Here is a 12,520-nt window from a genome sequence, read left to right as displayed (position 1 = left end):
CGGATTCAGAGGGCCGTCGGAGACCGGCCGAAAACGGTGTCGCGGACGCCGTCAGGCGTCCTCAGGGACGCCCGTCACCATCACGGGGCGACCCGCGTTGAGGATAACCGTCTGGGTGACGCTCCCGAACAGCGCCTTCCCGGCCGGCGAGCGCTTGCGTCCGCCGATCACGATGAGGTCGGCGTCGACGTCGTCGGCGGCGTCGATGATGGCCTCGGCGGGGTCGCCGCTCGACTCCGTCACGTCGTAGTCGATGCCGGCCTCGTCGAGCACGTCGCTGGCCTCGCGGACTGGGGCGAGCTGCGTCGCGGAGGCTCCGCTGGGGTTGTCGGTGAAACTGTGGATGAGCGTGACGTGTTTCTCCGAGCCGTCGCCGGGCATCCCGACCACTTCCTCGGCGCAGAGCTTCGCGTGCGCTTCGTCCTCGTCGATTCCGACGATTATCTGATACATACTCCCAGATCCGACGCAGGCGGCTTAGTCCTTTGGGGATTCGCTCGACACGGCGGCCGTGTCGGGGTCGGCGTCGTCGGTCGCGTCGGTCTCTGCGCGCCCGACGGCGTCGACGTCGTCGACCAGTTCCGAGACGGCGACGACGAGCGCCAGCGGGACCCCGAGGACGACCGCGATGGTGACCGCGCCGTAGAGCCCGAACCCGACGGCCGTCGGGGGGAGCTCGAAGGCGAAAAACAGCGCCGGCGGCGATGGATCGTCGACCGCCGTGGTGAACAGCACGCCCATGACGCCCGAGACGCCGACGAGCGCGAGGTACAGGAGGACGACGAACCGCCGGCCGCCCAGCCGCCGTCCGTCGCTCGCTGCGGTGTCCGTCACGGTCGTCGCTCGGGAGGCGAGCGGATTAGCCCTTTCGACCTGGCGCTCACGGTCCCCTCGGACCGCCGGACCGATTGATCTTTACTCCGCCCGACCAACGTCCTAGCATGTCGGACAAGGACCTCCTCGCGCTCGTCCTCGGGGGTGTCGCGCTGCTCATGTTCGCGACCGGGATCATCCTCGCGGTCTGAACGGCCGCTTCCGCGTCGGCGTCGACCTCTCACGGCGGCGAGCGCCGCCGCGTCGTCGCGGCCGTCTCCGCGTCGACTTTGATCCGCGCTAGGACCCGCCCGAGGATGTAGCCGACGAACGGAGCGACGAGCCACCAGTACCGGCCGAACCGGCGTTCTGCGCTCGGGTCGGTGCCCGCCGTCCGCGCCTCGTACGTGAGGAGCGTCCGGTCGCGTCCGTAGGGTCGAACCGACAGTCCGGCGGCGATCTTCGCGTAGCCCGGCGCCTCGAAGGTCCGGAACTCCTCGGCTCCGAGTTCGACCCACTCGATCCTCGGCTTCCAGACGGTGCCGACGGCACCGAAGACGAACTCCTCGCCGTCGGCCTCGTCGAGGCGGATCCACGTCCCGTGTGACGGGAGATCGGCGAGCGTGAGCGCGTCCGGCGTGGCCGCAGTCCCGGCCAGCCGTGCCGCCACGCGGGTCGGGAGCGTCCGAAGCGCGCCGAGCGTGCCCACGACCGATCCGAGCCGCGCGAGGTCGGCCGACCGCATCGCGTCGTACGTCTCGTCGATGGCGGCGTCGACGACGACGTGCCGACGGCTCACGGCCTGGAACTCCGGGAGCTGGCGGTCGATGCGCAGTGGGCCAGCGTCGGTCCCGCCGTCGGTTCGCGAGCCGCGTATCAGTCCCTCTCCTGTCACGAACATCGTGGTCACCGGACGACCGGACGCTCGGGGAGGAAAAATATCCGTGATCCGGTTCCCGTCTGGCGAGAGCGGTCGCCGACGAGTAGCGTGGAACAGCTAACGGCCGGAAAGAAACGCCGGACGAGAACAGAGCGAGCGTCGTTACGTGTCGTCGGAACCCGCGTCCGTCTCCGCGATTTCAGTGTCGGACTCGGATTCGGACTCGGCGACCTGGCCACCGTCCGCGGCGAGTTCCTCGTCGCCACCGTCGGCGATCGCGGTTTCGAGTTTGCGCTCGTACCACTGCCACTCGGCCGTCTTGAGGCCGTAGTCGTCGAGGTTCCACGGATCGCCGTCCTCCACCTTGGGGCCTTCGAGCCAGGAGTCGGCGAAGTTCCACACCCAGATGAGCTGGCCAACGAAGATGATGAGCGCGCCGACCGTCGCGACCTGGTGGATCGTGGCGAACTCGGGCAGGTACGTGGCGTACCGGCGCGGCATGCCACCGTAGCCCAGCAGGATCATCGCGATGAACGTGACGTTCGTTCCGATCATCGAGAGCCAGAAGTGCGCCTTACCGAGGGTCTTCTGGTACATCCGGCCGGTGTAGAGCGGGAACCAGTAGTAGAGGCCGGCGAAGCCGGCGAACGCGATACAGCCCATGACGATGTAGTGGAAGTGGCCGACGACGTAGTACGTGTCGTGGAGCACGAGGTTGACGGGAATCGAGGCGAGGAAGACGCCCGTCACGCCGCCGATGATGAAGTTCGAGACGAAGCCGATACAGAACAGCATCGGCGTCGTCAGCCGGATCTTCCCGTTCCACAGCGTCGTGATCCAGTTGAACGTCTTGACAGCAGAGGGAATCGCGATAGCGAGCGAGACGGCCATGAACGAGGCGCGCAGGCGTGGGTCGATGCCAGTGGCGAACATGTGGTGGGCCCACACCCCGAAGGACAGAACGCCGATCGCCAGCGTGGAGTAGACGACGAACTTGAAGCCGAACAGCCGCCGACCCGCGAACCTGGGAAGAACGTACGAGACGATTCCCATCGGCGGGAGCACGAGGATGTACACCTCGGGGTGGCCGAAGAACCAGAAGAGGTGTTGCCAGAGGATGTAGCCGCCGTCGACCGAGAAGAACGTCGTGCCGAGGTTGCGGTCCATGAGCAGCATGATGATCGCGCTACCCAGGAGGGGGAACGCGAAGAGGATGAGCCCCGACTGCGTGAGGATCGTCCACGAGAAGATGTCGAGGTTCGCCCAGGTCACCTTCTCGTCGCGTTCGGTGAAGATGGTCGCGATGAAGTTGATCGCCCCCATCGTCGCCGAGACACCAGTGAGGTGCAGTCCCAGGAGCATCAGGTCGACGCCCGCGTTCGCCTGGTTGCCCGACCCGACACCCGACGACAGCGGCGTGTACATCGTCCACGCGGTCTGTGCGGGAATGAGGTCTGGGATCGGGAAGAAGCCAGCCCAGATGAGGAGCGCACCGGGCGGCAGGAGCCAGAAGGCGATGGCGTTGATGCGCGGGAACGCCATGTCGTCCGCGCCGATGATCAGCGGAACGAGGTAGTTCGCAAAGGCCGCGATGATCGGCGTCCCGAACAGGAACAGCATCGTGATGCCGTGGCTCGTGAGCATCGAGTTGTAGAACGTGTTCGAGATGAGGGTCATGCCGGGGTCGGCGAGCTCGATCCGCATCAGCGTGACCATCAGCCCGCCGACGACGAACGCCACGACGGCGTACGCGCCGTAGAGCATCCCGATGTCCTTGTGATCCACGGTGGTGAGCCAGCGGATGAGCCCCGCCGGTTTCTCGCTCGAGACGTACGATCCTTCGCCGCCGTACCCGCCACCGCCGGCGAGCGGCGTGTACGACCGCCAGTTCTCGACGCGCGCGAGCCAGACGGCGACGGCGACGAGGAACACCCCCATGAGAACCGTCAGTGCTAGTTGTCCGGTCATCCCCGAACCGCCGGAGGACTGGAGAAGACCCGACGCCAGCTGTCCGTTAACCTCCATGAGTGTGGCTGAGGATTGGAAGGTAATGAAAGGTTCGGGATGCACGCCGCCCCCCGATCAGCGGGGGTGACAGTCACCTATCGTGTCGCGTTGCTGTTGGGGGAACACGCTCGCTGTGCGGTTCCGGTGTGGCCCGCCGTCGAGAGTTACTCTTCGAGTTCGGGGCTCGTGTCGTCGCCGGCTTCGAGTTCGGGGCTCGTCTCCTCGCTTTCGGTCCCGTGGAGCGGCGTCGCGCCGGTGACGGTCGCCTGCCCCGGGAGGTAGACGGTGAAGTCCTTCTCCGCGCCCGCGATGGCCTTCCCGGAGATGTACGTCAGGATTGCCAGGAGGACGAACGGTGCCACGAGCAGTCCGAACTGGATCCCCGACGGGAGCGCCTCGACGCCGAACGGGTTGAACAGCAAGAACGCGACGATGAAGAAGAAGATGATGAACAGCGGGATGATGTTCACCACCAGGTCGAGGAGCGTCTCCCGGTCGAATATCTCTGTCTCGTTCGCCATACAGGCCGGTCAGGACCGGCCGTCAAATAGGTTGTCGATTCGTCCGGGCGCGTGACTACACCGCCGGGACGTCGTCGTGGACGAACAGTTCGCCGGCGACCGCCCCGAGACCGAGGAGCGCGCCGGCCGTGACGACCGCGTACCCCCGGGTGACGAGGTTCAGGTCGGTGACGACGAACGCCGCGCCGATGCCGACGAGGACGACCGCGAGCGCGCCGATGGCGCGCCAGGGTGAGTCGACGTAGCCCGCTTCCTGTAACATCCCCGAGACGCTCCCGCTGAAGAGGATGAGCCCGCCGACGGCGATGGGGAAGAGGTCGAAGAGGATCCCGACCTCGGCGATCGGGATGCCCAGCGCGATGAAGATCGGCCACGGGCTGGCCATCCGGTACTGCTCCGAGAGCCCCGGTTGCTCGTCCATATCCGGACCAGGGGGCCGACGATACAAAGCGCTTCGGTCCTCGACGGCCGTGATCCGGTGATCGGCGGGGTCTCGATCCGACGCCCTACCGACACCGCTACTCGGGCCGCCAGCGCCCCCCGAGTTCCGCGCGCTCGTAGTTCTTGTACGTCCCGTCGACGAACGTGGTCACGCGACCGTCCTCCATCGCTCAGTGTGATCGTCCAGAGGACCTGACGGCGTGTCGACGCTTCCAGCGCGCTCAGATGCTTCGTCCCCATCCACTCCGGGGCGACGATCGCGTCGTCACGCTCGTGTTCCGCTCGGCCGGGCGTCCGCACACGGACCATCTGCTCCTGCACGGTGCCGTCCCCCGAGATGACGACCGCGCCGTCTCGGGCAAACGCGACGTCCCGGGCGGCCTCGACGAAGGCTTCGGGCTCCTTCGAGACGACCTCACACTCTCATGATCGTCTCCCGTCGTCCTGAATCGTCCCTTCGGCGGTTCGGCCGGCGAGTCGGCGTCAACTGACCTCGTACTCGACGATGTTAGTGGATCCACACGCGGGACACTCGTCGGTGGTCACGTCGACGGTGGTTCCACACTGCCGACACTCGTAATGCGCACCTGAGCGACCCGTCCACGGGAGCAACGTCTGCCAGTTCGGTATCATTCGTTGCTCCCTCCATTGGTTCGCCTGTAGCTGACAGTACAGTTCGCGTGGGAAAATAGCCCCAGCTTCGTTCTCACGTGTTGAACATCCCCGCTACTGGCGTTCGGTCGGGGGGAGAGAGCCGTCGCCCGTTCGACGTGTGCGCCACCAACGATCCTCGCTCTGAGGGCCGCCCGGTTCCCCGCCCGTCTCCCCCATGTCGCGTGATCCCGGCGATCCGGTACCTCCCACGCCGCTAATGAACAGGTTTTTCGACGGGCGTGACGGACGCTCGACTAATGGGACTGGAAGAGGAGATCGAGGAACTCCAAGAGGAGATCTCCAACACGCCCTACAACAAGTCGACCGAGCAGCACATCGGCCGGCTGAAGGCGAAACTCGCGGAGAAGAAGGAGAAACTCGAGAATCAGTCCTCCGCCGGCGGCGGTCACGGCTACGCCGTCGAGAAGACCGGCGACGCGACGGTCGCGCTCGTCGGCTTCCCTTCGGTCGGCAAGTCCACCCTCATCAACGCGCTGACGAACGCCGACAGCGAGGTCGGCGAGTACGAGTTCACGACCCTGAACGTCAATCCGGGGATGCTGAAGTACAACGGAGCGAACATCCAGATCCTCGACGTCCCCGGCCTGATCGAGGGCGCGGCGGGCGGCCGCGGCGGCGGCAAGGAGGTGCTCTCGGTGGTTCGGACCGCGGATCTGGTCGTGTTCATGCTCTCGGTGTTCGAGATCGAGAAGTACGAGCGTCTGCGCGAGGAACTGTACTACAACAAGGTCCGCCTCGACACCAGTCCGGCGAGCCTCTCGATCAACAAGACTGCGAAGGGGGGGATCAGGGTCACGAAGAGCGACGCCGTCTCGCTCGACGAGGACACGATCAAGGGCGTCCTCCGGGAACACGGCTTCGTCAACGCCGACGTCACCGTCCGCGGCGAGTGTTCGATCGACGAACTCATCGACGGCATCATGGACAACCGTGTCTACCTGCCCTCGATGGTCACCGTCAACAAGGCCGACCTCATCGACCACGATTACCTGCCCACGGTTGAGGAGAACCTCCGCGACTGCGGGATCGACCCCGACGAGGCCGTCTTCATCAGCGCCGAGAAGGAGAAGGGCCTCGACGCGTTGAAAGAAGAGCTGTGGGAGTCGCTCGGGCTCATCCGGGTGTACATGGACAAACCCGGCCGCGGCGTCGACTACGAGGAGCCGCTCGTGCTCATGCAGGGCGAGAACACCGTCGAGGACGCCCTCCACAAACTCGGCGGGAACTTCGACGAGCGGTTCCGCTTCGCCCGGGTGAGCGGGCCGAGCGCCAAACACGACGAACAGCAGGTGGGGCGCGGCCACGAACTCGCCGACGAGGACGTCATGCGCATCGTCGCGCGGAAGTAGCGAGCCCTTCTTGTTCGTCGGCGCAAAGAGCCACTGAGCATGCCCGACCGGACCGACCGTGCCTCGTTCGTCGTCCTGCTTTCCCTGCTCGCGCTCCCGTGGTCGGTCCAGACCTTTCCGGATGGAGGGACGACGTTCGTCTTCGCGTGGGGACTGTTCAACACCCAGCCGCCCAACGCGACGTTCGTCTGGGACTTCTTCTTCCTGTACACCCAGGGCCTGCCCGACTACATCTACGCGTGGCCGATCAGCGTCGTCTGTTACGCCGGTGCCGTCGCGAGCGGGTTCGTCGGCCTCGTCTTCGGCCGCGAGGACCCTCGGGTCACCGGAGGCTTGCTAGTCGTCGCCGGCGTCGCGCAGTTCTCGCTCGCCCGCGGGTTCTCCGTCCAGCCGTACCGGACGGCGTGGCCGCTGGGCACGCTGGCGTTCGTCGTCGTCGCGTGGTGGCTCTACTGGCCCGCGGCGAAAGCGCGGTTTCGAGCGGTCCGGTCGTGAACGGCTGTCGTTGACGCTTGTTGGTGGACGAGTGATGGCTCGGCGACGGAGGAGGCTCCGCAAGCGGCGAGGGAACCGGACAGCGGGGAACGAAGCAGTGCGCCGGACGCGGCGATACGCCACGATCACCAAAGCACCCAGGATGCTTCGAGCCGCTCGTTCGCTCCGCTCACGAAGACCTCCCCAGCTGATTCGCTCCTCACTCGCTGCGCTCGTTCAGTCGCTCATCCCTCGCGCGACGCCGGCGCGTCACGGAGTCGCGCCAGCACGCGCCACCAGCGCGCGGGAGTGAGCGAGCGAACCGAGCGAACGAGTCGGCTGGGGAGGGTGAGGCCTCTTGGCTCGCCCCGGATACTGCGGGGTAGCGATTCACAGTACTGACTCCCTGCGACTCTCTCCCCCACGAGCGGACGCGGATGCAACTGAAACGGCTACACGTTCGACCGATACCACACCGCTTTTCGCGTCCGCACACGTTGTTCGTACACGATGTCCGGAGTACTCGATCACGTCATGATGCGGACGGAGGACCTCGACGCCTCCCTCGACTGGTACCAGACACACCTCGACTACGAGGAGAAGGACCGCTACGAGGGAGACGGCTTCACCATCGTCTACCTCGGACCCGAGGAGATGCACGAGGAGGGGGCGATGCTGGAGATCACCGCCAACCACGACGATACGGAGCTAGAGATGGGCGACGCGTGGGGCCACATCGCGGTCCGCGTCCCCGAGGACGAACTCGAGTCCTCCTACCAGCAGCTCATGGACGAGGGCGTCGAGGACTACCGCGACCCCGAGTCCTGCGGCGGCCGCTACGCCTTCGTCAAGGACCCTGACGGCCACGAGGTCGAGATCGTCAAGCGCGACCACGGCACGAAGTGGAGCATCGACCACACGATGATCCGCGTCGAGGACGCCGACGAGGCGCTCGGCTACTGGACCCGGAAATTCGAGTACGAACACACCGGCCGCTGGGAGTCCGACACGTTCGCCAACTACTTCATGAAGCCCGAGGGGAGTTCGGAAGAGGCGATGGCGGTCGAACTCACCTACAACTACGACGGCCGCACGTACACGATGGGCGACGCGTGGGGACACCTCTGCGTCCGCATCGACGACCTCCACGACGACTGGGACCAGCTGATGGAGCGCGAGGCACCCGACTACCGCGACCCCGCCGACTGCGACGACCTGTACGCCTTCACGAAGGACCCCGACGGCCACGAGATCGAACTCATCGAACGCGACCCCGACGCCGAGTCGCTGTTCCCGTTCTGAGCCTGCCCGGCGACGGGCGTTCGTCTCAGCGTTCTGGGTGTTCGGCTCGTGGTCCCTGACTGAGGCACCACGTTCCCCGTGAACACGGCCCACAGTCCGCTGTTCAGTCCGTGGCGGTCGTGAAAACGAGCCGTCACGAACGACAAGGACTTTACTTCGAGACGTTCATCTGTCGGCACGTATGCCGGGATTGCTCTCTGACGCGCTCGGGTGGGTCGTCATCCTCCTGTTCACCTCGGGCGCGCTTCTCGTCGACCGCGACCGCGAGCAGGCACGACTCGTGACGACCGCCGCCTGGGGTGGGTTCGCCGTCTTCTGGGCCCAACTCGTCCCCTGGTTCGCCTTCAGCCACAAGAGCTACGTCGAGGGCTTCCTCTCGCTCGCCGCGGTCCCCGCCTGTCTCTATGCGGGATACCTGGTCTACTCGGGCCGGGACACGCTTTTCGTGCTCTCTCGGGCCGTCGCCGCGATGGGACTGGTCTACCTGCCGTTCGAGACCATCCCCGCGATCACGGTCGCGGGTCTGTCGCTCCCGGCACCGCAGCAGGTGCTCGTCGAGACCGTCGCCGCCCAGACCGGCTTCGTCACCAACCTCTTAGGGTACACGCCCACGCTTATCGAGGGACCGCAGGGGTACACGAACACCTACCGGTTCGTCGAACCGAACGGTCACCGGCTGGAGTACACGGTCGTCCTCGCCTGTACGGGACTGGGGAGCATGGCGATCTTCGCCGGGCTCATCGCCGCCGTCCGGGCACCGCTCGACAGAAAGCTCCGTGCGTTCGCCGTCTCGATCCCCATCATCTACGCGCTCAACATCGTCCGCGTCACCTTCATCGGGATCGTCTTCGGCAACCAGTACATGCAGTGGTTCGTCGACGAGGTGCTCTTTCTGTTCGGCTCCTCGGACCCCTACCGGGTCTCGTTTTTCCTCTCGGACCGCGTCATCTCGCAGGTCGGGGCCGTCTTCGCGCTCGTGGGCGTCATCTACCTCGTCGTGCGGGAACTCCCCGAGCTCCTCACCGTCATCGAGGATGTCCTCTACATGGTGACCGGGGACGAGTACGACCTTGCCCGCCAACTGGACCTCCCCAGAGTGCCCGACGGCGGCGAAGACGTCGAGTAGCCTCCGTCTCCGCCCCGTCTGCGAGTCAGAGGTTGATCAGGACGATCGCGACGACCGCCAGGCCGATCCCGGCGACTTTCGTGACCGAGATGGGTTCGCCGAGCACCAGGACGCCGATCGCGGCCGCCGTCACGAAGTACATCCCGCCGACGGTCGAGACGACGGCCGTCGACCCGAGGGAGACGCCGACGAACGTTGAGACGACGCCGACGGCGGCGGCCACACCGGCGACGGTGGAGAAGGCGAGCCCCCGGTTCGTCACCGCCAGCGACGCGTCGGAGACCAGGGCGTAGGCGACGGTGACGACGGCCGCGGCGACGTAGGAGATGGCCGCGGCGGTCACCGGGTCGATGCTGTTCGAGGCGACGTCGCCGAAGACGATCCAAAAGCCCCACGCGATCATGGTCCCGAGGCCGAAGACGACCGCCGAGTTCACACGGGGTCACCCGCCCGTCTCCGGGTGTCGGCGACCGTCACCCTCGATCGGTGCCTCCGCGTCCGGTCCGTCTGGTGCCGGGTGTTTCGTTCAGCTGTCATCGTCCGTGCGTAGTCGGGGCCACCTGTTGAATGCCGCGGAACGCGCAAATAGAACGTCCGACACCGGGGTGCGAGAGGCGGTGATCTGCAACGGCCCGACGCGCGCTACGCGAGCGACTCCTCGACGACCGCGCGAGGAGCCCCGCAGAGGTCGCACAGCGCGTCGGCTTCGAGGTGGTGGAGCGTCCCCGGGACGACGAGCATGTGCAGTGGGCCGCCGAACTGCTCGCGGGCGAGCGCCGAGAGGCGGTCGGCAGCCACCACGGGATCGGGGCTCCCCGCGCGGGCGACCACGACGCCGAGGACGTCCTGCCACTCCTCGAGCAGGTCCGCGGCCACGTCGCCGGTCATGAACTCGTCTTCGTCCCCCTGCTTTCCGGGGACGTCGCCGACCTTGATGTCGAGGTAGACGAGCGTGTGGAGGCCTCGCTCCCGGTTGGCCTCGATTGACTCGAGGACCGACGGCGGCACGCCCTCGGAACCGTGAGCGTACGGGAACGGAAGCGTGACGGCCTTGCCGAAGCGGTAGTTCTGCAGGCCCGTCAGGCCCGCGGCAGCCGACTGGGCGGTCACGCCGTGGATCACGCGGGTGTCGATCCCGCGGTTCTCCGCCCGCATCCGCAGGTCGACGTGCGTCGTCGAGATCATCGTATCGCCGGCGGTCAGGAAGACGACGTCCTCGTCGTGAGCGGCGTCCAGTATGCCGTCGGGATGCTGTTCGACGCCCGGACGGTCCCTGACCTCGACGTCGACGCCGTGGTAGGCTTCGAGTTCCTCGACCGTGGTGCCGACGAGCCGGCTCGTGTAGAATTCGGCGAACGCCCGATCCGCGTCCCTGAGCGCCTCCTGGCCCTCGACGGTGATCGAGCGTTCGTCGTACAGGCCGAGGCCGACGAAAGTGAGCATACGCCTCCGTCGCGCGTCGGGGAGTTAAGCGGCGTGGAGTGACGGCGACACGCCGACGGCTCGGTGTCGCCGCCGCGTCCGACCTCGTCGGCCGGGTTACGTCATGTCGGTGACGGTCCGATACGAGAGGTAGGCGGTGATGTCCATGGTCGAGATCATGCCGACGACGGCACCGTCGTCGTCGACGACCGGGAGGTGGTGGACGTTCCTACCGATCATCTTGGCGGCCGCGTCGCGGGCGCCGTTCTGCGCGTTGAGCGTGAAGAACTCGTCGGTCATGTACTCCTCGACGGCCGTCTCGGTGGGCGATCTGCCGTCGGAAACGAGTCTGGCGAGGTCCGTGTTGGTGAACAACCCGACGGGGTGGTTCGCGTCGTCGACGACGACGAGCGATCCGATACCCTCGGCGATCAGCGTCCCCGCCGCGTCCGTGACCGTCGTGTCCGGTGTGATCGTGTGGAGGTTCTTCGACATGAGTTGCGTCACAGGTGCGCCTTCGTCCATACCGCTACGAACGGGCGAGACCCGCTAATACCTATCGACGAAATTTCATTTTTTCGTGACCGAGTTATCTTTTTGCCGTCACTGTCCCCCCGTGGTTCGCGTCGATCGTCGGCTCGCACCCACCTGTGCACACGCAGTGACGGGGGTGACCGGGAGCGCGAGCGGTGTGAGATGGGAACGGCGCGACGCCCTCGACTCACTCTACGTGAGCGCGCTGGTAGACCTCGTCGTACAGCACGAGGCTCACGAACTCGCCCGGGAGCGCCGCGACGCCGTGGCGGTGGTCGTCGCTCACAGGCGTGCGCTCTCCGGTGGCGTCGTCCGTGACTCGCCGTCGGACAGCGACCCGGGCCGGCACGCGAACCGGAGCCTGTGCACTCCTGGGTGCCAGCGCGTCGTCGAGACGTCGACGACCTCCCCCGAGTAGGTGAACTCGCGTGCGCGACGCCCCGGTTCGTCGCCGGCCGTCCGGCCGCCCGAGACGGTGATGCGGGAGCCCGTGACGTCGTCCGTGCCGACCGCCGCGGCCAGGACCGAGACGACGACCCGTGTCCCTGTCTCGCGGATGCGGGCGTCGTCGAGGTGGCTGTCGGCGTCGATGTTCGGCGCGTCTCCGGGCGCGAGAAGTGTCAGGCGGTCGATGTTCATGGTGTGAGGGCTAGTCCCGGACCGCGCGGTCGAACACACCGCGTGGACGACGCGAGTCCGGGGCGCGAACGGCGTATCACCCTACCTATTGTATTGAGACGATTCGCCAGTAACAGATCGGTTCGTCCAAATATTGCAAACTAATAAGCGTTGTTCGCTAGCAATACGGACACAAGATAGATGGTTATTTTCGATATGTTTTGGGCAGAGCTGGACGGTAACCTCTTTTGTCCTCCCGAGGACGCGTCCCGTCCCGAACGCTGTGCTCTGCCCTCGCCACGCGACGCTCGTCAGTTCACTTCGTTCGGTAGAAAGAGCCGGTGGAGGGCCTCTTACG

General features: G+C 66.2%; 15 protein-coding genes. 5 read left to right on the top strand and 10 right to left on the bottom strand.

The genetic code is table 11. The annotated features are described in order from the left end of the window. Positions 1–51: 51 nt before the first annotated feature. The 6 genes from NKJ07_RS09590 to NKJ07_RS09565 all read right to left on the bottom strand — a co-directional run bounded on the left by NKJ07_RS09590 (position 52) and on the right by NKJ07_RS09565 (position 4,642). Positions 52–453, bottom strand: a complete 402-nt coding sequence (locus NKJ07_RS09590) for a universal stress protein (RefSeq protein WP_318570361.1) — start codon at positions 451–453, stop codon at positions 52–54. A gap of 24 nt (positions 454–477) precedes the next feature. Further along, positions 478–834 carry a DUF7520 family protein gene (locus NKJ07_RS09585; RefSeq protein WP_318570360.1) on the bottom strand — a complete coding sequence of 119 codons (357 nt, stop codon included), beginning with the start codon at positions 832–834 and terminating at the stop codon, positions 478–480. Between the two features lie 220 nt (positions 835–1,054). After that, positions 1,055–1,714: a hypothetical protein gene (locus tag NKJ07_RS09580; RefSeq protein ID WP_425504756.1), complete on the bottom strand. Its 660-nt coding sequence runs from the start codon at positions 1,712–1,714 to the stop codon at positions 1,055–1,057. A gap of 141 nt (positions 1,715–1,855) precedes the next feature. Then, complete coding sequence (locus tag NKJ07_RS09575) at positions 1,856–3,631, bottom strand: cbb3-type cytochrome c oxidase subunit I (RefSeq protein ID WP_318570434.1); 1,776 nt, start codon at positions 3,629–3,631, stop codon at positions 1,856–1,858. A gap of 233 nt (positions 3,632–3,864) precedes the next feature. Next, positions 3,865–4,221: a DUF6684 family protein gene (locus NKJ07_RS09570; RefSeq protein ID WP_318570358.1), complete on the bottom strand. Its 357-nt coding sequence runs from the start codon at positions 4,219–4,221 to the stop codon at positions 3,865–3,867. Between the two features lie 55 nt (positions 4,222–4,276). Next, positions 4,277–4,642, bottom strand: a complete 366-nt coding sequence (locus NKJ07_RS09565) for a DUF7541 family protein (RefSeq protein WP_318570357.1) — start codon at positions 4,640–4,642, stop codon at positions 4,277–4,279. A gap of 245 nt (positions 4,643–4,887) precedes the next feature. Here NKJ07_RS09565 and NKJ07_RS09560 point away from each other — a divergent pair, with 245 nt between their 5' ends. The 5 genes from NKJ07_RS09560 to artA all read left to right on the top strand — a co-directional run bounded on the left by NKJ07_RS09560 (position 4,888) and on the right by artA (position 9,588). Then, entirely contained in the window at positions 4,888–5,091 is a 204-nt protein-coding gene (locus tag NKJ07_RS09560) for a hypothetical protein (protein ID WP_318570356.1), read from the top strand. 482 nt (positions 5,092–5,573) lie between these two features. Next, positions 5,574–6,686, top strand: a complete 1,113-nt coding sequence (locus NKJ07_RS09555) for an OBG GTPase family GTP-binding protein (RefSeq protein ID WP_318570355.1) — start codon at positions 5,574–5,576, stop codon at positions 6,684–6,686. Between the two features lie 39 nt (positions 6,687–6,725). Next, the gene (locus NKJ07_RS09550; protein WP_318570354.1) at positions 6,726–7,181 is read left to right on the top strand and encodes a TIGR04206 family protein; all 456 of its coding nucleotides are present in this window, start codon (positions 6,726–6,728) and stop codon (positions 7,179–7,181) included. Positions 7,182–7,670: 489 nt separating this feature from the next. Continuing rightward, on the top strand, positions 7,671–8,462 hold the full coding sequence (locus NKJ07_RS09545; protein WP_318570353.1) for a VOC family protein: 792 nt from the start codon (positions 7,671–7,673) through the stop codon (positions 8,460–8,462). Positions 8,463–8,643: 181 nt separating this feature from the next. Further along, a complete protein-coding gene (artA, locus tag NKJ07_RS09540; protein ID WP_318570352.1) occupies positions 8,644–9,588 on the top strand; it encodes an archaeosortase A in 945 nt (314 codons plus the stop codon). Positions 9,589–9,613: 25 nt separating this feature from the next. Here artA and NKJ07_RS09535 read toward each other — a convergent pair whose 3' ends face one another. The 4 genes from NKJ07_RS09535 to NKJ07_RS09520 all read right to left on the bottom strand — a co-directional run bounded on the left by NKJ07_RS09535 (position 9,614) and on the right by NKJ07_RS09520 (position 12,183). Continuing rightward, the gene (locus NKJ07_RS09535) at positions 9,614–10,024 is read right to left on the bottom strand and encodes an EamA family transporter (protein WP_318570351.1); all 411 of its coding nucleotides are present in this window, start codon (positions 10,022–10,024) and stop codon (positions 9,614–9,616) included. A 206-nt stretch (positions 10,025–10,230) separates the two neighbouring features. After that, complete coding sequence (gene dph5 / locus NKJ07_RS09530; RefSeq protein ID WP_318570350.1) at positions 10,231–11,031, bottom strand: diphthine synthase; 801 nt, start codon at positions 11,029–11,031, stop codon at positions 10,231–10,233. Positions 11,032–11,127: 96 nt separating this feature from the next. Next, positions 11,128–11,535: a CBS domain-containing protein gene (locus tag NKJ07_RS09525; RefSeq protein ID WP_318570349.1), complete on the bottom strand. Its 408-nt coding sequence runs from the start codon at positions 11,533–11,535 to the stop codon at positions 11,128–11,130. A gap of 291 nt (positions 11,536–11,826) precedes the next feature. Next, on the bottom strand, positions 11,827–12,183 hold the full coding sequence (locus NKJ07_RS09520; protein WP_318570348.1) for a hypothetical protein: 357 nt from the start codon (positions 12,181–12,183) through the stop codon (positions 11,827–11,829). Between the last annotated feature and the right edge of the window lie 337 nt (positions 12,184–12,520).

This window comes from Salinigranum marinum, assembly GCF_024228675.1.
Lineage (GTDB): Archaea > Halobacteriota > Halobacteria > Halobacteriales > Haloferacaceae > Salinigranum > Salinigranum marinum.
Note: the sequence above shows the minus strand (reverse complement) of the source record. Positions and strands in the feature narration are given on the sequence as shown.

Coding starts and splice junctions, on each gene's coding strand:
- dph5 (WP_318570350.1), bottom strand. CDS start 11,031: ATGCTCACTTTCGTCGGCCTCGGCCTGTACGACGAACGCTCGATCACC.
- NKJ07_RS09555 (WP_318570355.1), top strand. CDS start 5,574: ATGGGACTGGAAGAGGAGATCGAGGAACTCCAAGAGGAGATCTCCAAC.
- NKJ07_RS09590 (WP_318570361.1), bottom strand. CDS start 453: ATGTATCAGATAATCGTCGGAATCGACGAGGACGAAGCGCACGCGAAG.
- artA (WP_318570352.1), top strand. CDS start 8,644: ATGCCGGGATTGCTCTCTGACGCGCTCGGGTGGGTCGTCATCCTCCTG.
- NKJ07_RS09545 (WP_318570353.1), top strand. CDS start 7,671: ATGTCCGGAGTACTCGATCACGTCATGATGCGGACGGAGGACCTCGAC.
- NKJ07_RS09565 (WP_318570357.1), bottom strand. CDS start 4,642: ATGGACGAGCAACCGGGGCTCTCGGAGCAGTACCGGATGGCCAGCCCG.
- NKJ07_RS09520 (WP_318570348.1), bottom strand. CDS start 12,183: ATGAACATCGACCGCCTGACACTTCTCGCGCCCGGAGACGCGCCGAAC.
- NKJ07_RS09550 (WP_318570354.1), top strand. CDS start 6,726: ATGCCCGACCGGACCGACCGTGCCTCGTTCGTCGTCCTGCTTTCCCTG.
- NKJ07_RS09560 (WP_318570356.1), top strand. CDS start 4,888: ATGCTTCGTCCCCATCCACTCCGGGGCGACGATCGCGTCGTCACGCTC.
- NKJ07_RS09570 (WP_318570358.1), bottom strand. CDS start 4,221: ATGGCGAACGAGACAGAGATATTCGACCGGGAGACGCTCCTCGACCTG.
- NKJ07_RS09575 (WP_318570434.1), bottom strand. CDS start 3,631: ATGGGGGTGTTCCTCGTCGCCGTCGCCGTCTGGCTCGCGCGCGTCGAG.
- NKJ07_RS09525 (WP_318570349.1), bottom strand. CDS start 11,535: ATGGACGAAGGCGCACCTGTGACGCAACTCATGTCGAAGAACCTCCAC.
- NKJ07_RS09580 (WP_425504756.1), bottom strand. CDS start 1,714: ATGTTCGTGACAGGAGAGGGACTGATACGCGGCTCGCGAACCGACGGC.